Origin of the sequence: Mycobacterium sp. (assembly GCF_049673265.1) — a bacterium.
Lineage (GTDB): Bacteria > Actinomycetota > Actinomycetes > Mycobacteriales > Mycobacteriaceae > Mycobacterium.
Genome location: NZ_JBATXN010000341.1, coordinates 1 through 3,465, shown reverse-complemented (window position 1 = coordinate 3,465; position 3,465 = coordinate 1). Strand labels below are relative to the sequence as shown.

Here is a 3,465-nt window from a genome sequence, read left to right as displayed (position 1 = left end):
GCGATGGAGTTTGCATAGTGTGCGGATTATGTTGATCCATTCGGTTCGGACGCACCGCAGCGCCGACGACTTCCCGCGCACCGAGCATCTGGCTCACAAGATCGCGGAGGTCGCAGCCGACCCGGTCGCCGTCCCGGCCGAGGCCGCGGCGATGGTGATCAACCGGATGATCGACAACGCGGCCGTCAGTGCCGCGTCGGTGCTGCGCAGACCGGTCACCGCCGCTCGTCAGCAAGCCCTCGCGCACCGGGCCTGCCCCGGCGCGACGGTGTTCGGGGTCGACGGCAGCTACTCAGCGGAGTGGGCGGCGTGGGCCAACGGGGTCGCGGTACGCGAACTGGACTTCCACGACACGTTTTTGGCCGCCGACTATTCGCACCCCGGCGACAACATCCCGCCGCTGGTGGCCGTCGCGCAGCAACTCGGAGCGCGCGGCGCCGACCTGCTCCGCGGCGTGGCGACGGCCTACGAGATCCAGATCGATCTGGTCAAGGGAATCTCCTTGCACGAGTTCAAGATCGACCACGTGGCACACCTGGGGCCCGCCGTGGCCGCCGGCATCGGGACCATGCTGCGGCTGGACACCGAGACCATCTACCAGGCGGTCGGCCAGGCGCTGCACCTGACCACGGCGACCCGCCAATCGCGCAAGGGTCTGATTTCCAGCTGGAAGGCGTACGCGCCGGCGTTCGCCGGCAAGATCGCGATCGAAGCGGTCGATCGAGCGATGCGGGGCGAGGGTTCACCGGCGCCGATCTGGGAAGGCGAGGACGGTGTGATCGCCTGGCTGCTCGGCGGGCCGGAGCGCATCTACCAGGTGCCGTTGCCCGCGCCCGGCGAACCCAAACGCGCCATCCTGGACAGCTACACCAAGGAGCATTCCGCCGAATACCAAAGCCAGGCGCCGATCGACCTGGCCCGCCGGCTGCGTGAGCGCATCGGAGACCTCGACCAGATCGCGTCGATCGTGTTGCACACCAGCCACCACACCCACTTCGTGATCGGCACCGGCTCAGGGGATCCGCAAAAGTTCGATCCCGACGCGTCGCGGGAGACGCTGGATCACTCGCTGCCCTACATCTTCGCGGTCGCGCTTCAGGACGGCAGCTGGCATCACGAACTCTCGTATGCCCCCGACCGCGCGCATCGACCAGACACGATCGAGTTGTGGCACAAAATCTCCACCGTCGAGGACCCGGAGTGGACCCGCCGGTATCACTCGACCGACCCATCGGAGAAGGCGTTCGGTGCGCGCGCGGAGGTGACACTCAAGAGCGGCGAGGTGATCGTCGATGAGCTGGCCGTCGCCGATGCGCATCCGTTGGGGGCGCGACCCTTCGAGCGTGAGCAGTACGTCGATAAGTTCGCCGAGCTCGCCGACGGGGTCGTTGATCCCGTTGAGCAGCAACGGTTCCTGGACGTCGTGCCGCGGGTCGGGGATCTGAAGGGTGGCGAGCTGAGCGCACTGAACCTGCGGGTAGCGCCCGAGGTGCTGGACAAGGCGCCTACCATTCCGTCAGGGATCTTCCGATGACCGGGCCGATCACCGGATTGTTGGCGGCGGCATCCAGCGCAGCTGCCAAACGCGTGGCGTTTCGCGCCGGGTTGAATTCCGGTCGGCTGCAGCGCTTTCCGGGCGCATTCTCGCCGCTGGTAGCCAAGGTGATCGCGGACATCGGATTTGAGGGCGTCTATGTCTCCGGCGCAGTGTTATCGGCCGACTTGGGGCTGCCCGACATCGGGCTGACCACACTGACCGAGGTGACGGCGCGTGGAGCGCAGATCACAGGGGCCACCGATCTGCCGACGCTGATCGACGCCGACACCGGATTCGGTGAGCCGATGAGCGCGGCGCGCACCATCACTCTGCTCGAGGACGCCGGGCTGGCGGGCTGTCATCTCGAAGACCAGGTCAACCCCAAACGCTGTGGGCACCTTGACGGAAAGGACGTGGTCCCGACCGCAGAGATGGTGAAACGGTTGCGGGCGGCGGTCGCTGCGCGCCGGGACCCAAACTTCGTCATCTGCGCGCGCACCGACGCTGCCAGCATCGAAGGCCTGCCCGGTGCCATTGAGCGGGCGCGCGCTTACGCCGACGCCGGAGCCGACCTGATCTTCACCGAAGCATTGTCCGGCCGTGAGGATTTCGAGAGATTCCGTGCCGCGGTGGACACTCCGCTGCTGGCCAACATGACCGAGTTCGGCAAGTCGGAGCTGCTGAGCGTCACGCAACTCACCGATATCGGTTACAACGTGGTGATCTACCCGGTCACCACACTGCGGCTGGCGATGCACGTCGTCGAAACGGGTCTGCGCGAAATCGATGTCACGGGAACACAATCCAGCTTGCTCAATCAAATGCAGCATCGCAAAAGGCTCTACGAACTGCTGCGCTACGCCGACTACAACCAATTTGACGACGACATCGCAGGAGGAAACCCATGAGCAGGACAGAAGTTCACAAAGGGTTGGCCGGTGTCGTCGTCGACACCACCGCGATCTCCAAGGTGGTGCCGGAGACCAACTCACTGACCTACCGCGGCTACCCGGTGCAGGATCTGGCCGCCCACTGCAGTTTCGAGCATGTCGCGTACTTGCTCTGGCACGGCGAATTGCCCACCGACGCCCAGTTGGCGTTGTTCTGCCAGCGTGAGCGTGCCAGCCGCCGGCTCGACCGTTCGATGCTGTCGCTGTTGGCCAAGCTGCCGGAAAACTGCCATCCCATGGACGTCGTGCGCACCGCGATCAGCTACCTGGGCGCCGAGGATCCCGAGGAGGACGACAGCGCCGAGGCCGCCAACTTCGCCAAGTCGCTGCGCATGTTCGCGGTGCTACCTACCATCGTGGCCGCCGACATGCGTCGACGGCGGGGCTTGGCACCGATCGCACCGCACAGCCACCTCGGTTACGCCGAGAACTTCCTGAACATGTGCTTCGGCGACGTCCCCGAATCGGTTGTGGTCGAAGCGTTCGAGCAGTCGATGATCCTGTACGCCGAGCACGGCTTCAACGCGTCCACGTTCGCCGCGCGGGTGGTGACGTCGACGCAGTCCGACATCTACAGCGCTGTCACCGCAGCGATCGGCGCGCTCAAAGGACGACTGCACGGCGGCGCGAACGAGGCGGTCATGCACGACATGATCGAGATCGGTCACCCCGACAAGGCCTCTGAATGGTTGCACCGCAAGCTGTCTGGTAAGGACAAGGTCATGGGCTTCGGGCATCGGGTCTACAAGAACGGCGACTCCCGGGTACCGACGATGAAAGCGGCGCTGGCGAGAGTCGCCGCAGTCACCGATGGCCAACGCTGGCTGGACATCTACCAGGTGCTGGAGATCGAGATGTTCGCAGCGACCGGGATCAAACCCAACCTGGACTTCCCGACCGGCCCGGCCTATTACCTGATGGGCTTCGACATTCCTAGCTTTACACCGCTTTTCGTGATGAGCCGTATCACCGGCTGGA

General features: G+C 65.1%; 3 protein-coding genes. All 3 read left to right on the top strand.

Going from position 1 to position 3,465, the window contains the following annotated elements; translation table 11 throughout:
* Positions 1-28: 28 nt before the first annotated feature.
* Positions 29-1,534 (top strand): 2-methylcitrate dehydratase PrpD, encoded by a 1,506-nt coding sequence (gene prpD / locus WBF82_RS11960; RefSeq protein WP_424383241.1) that lies wholly within the window; start codon positions 29-31, stop codon positions 1,532-1,534.
* 8 nt (positions 1,535-1,542) lie between these two features.
* Positions 1,543-2,445 carry a methylisocitrate lyase gene (gene prpB, locus WBF82_RS11955; RefSeq protein ID WP_424383240.1) on the top strand — a complete coding sequence of 301 codons (903 nt, stop codon included), beginning with the start codon at positions 1,543-1,545 and terminating at the stop codon, positions 2,443-2,445.
* A partial coding sequence (locus WBF82_RS11950) for a bifunctional 2-methylcitrate synthase/citrate synthase (protein ID WP_424383239.1) occupies positions 2,442-3,465 on the top strand: 1,024 nt, incomplete at its 3' end. The genes prpB and WBF82_RS11950, both read left to right, overlap by 4 nt.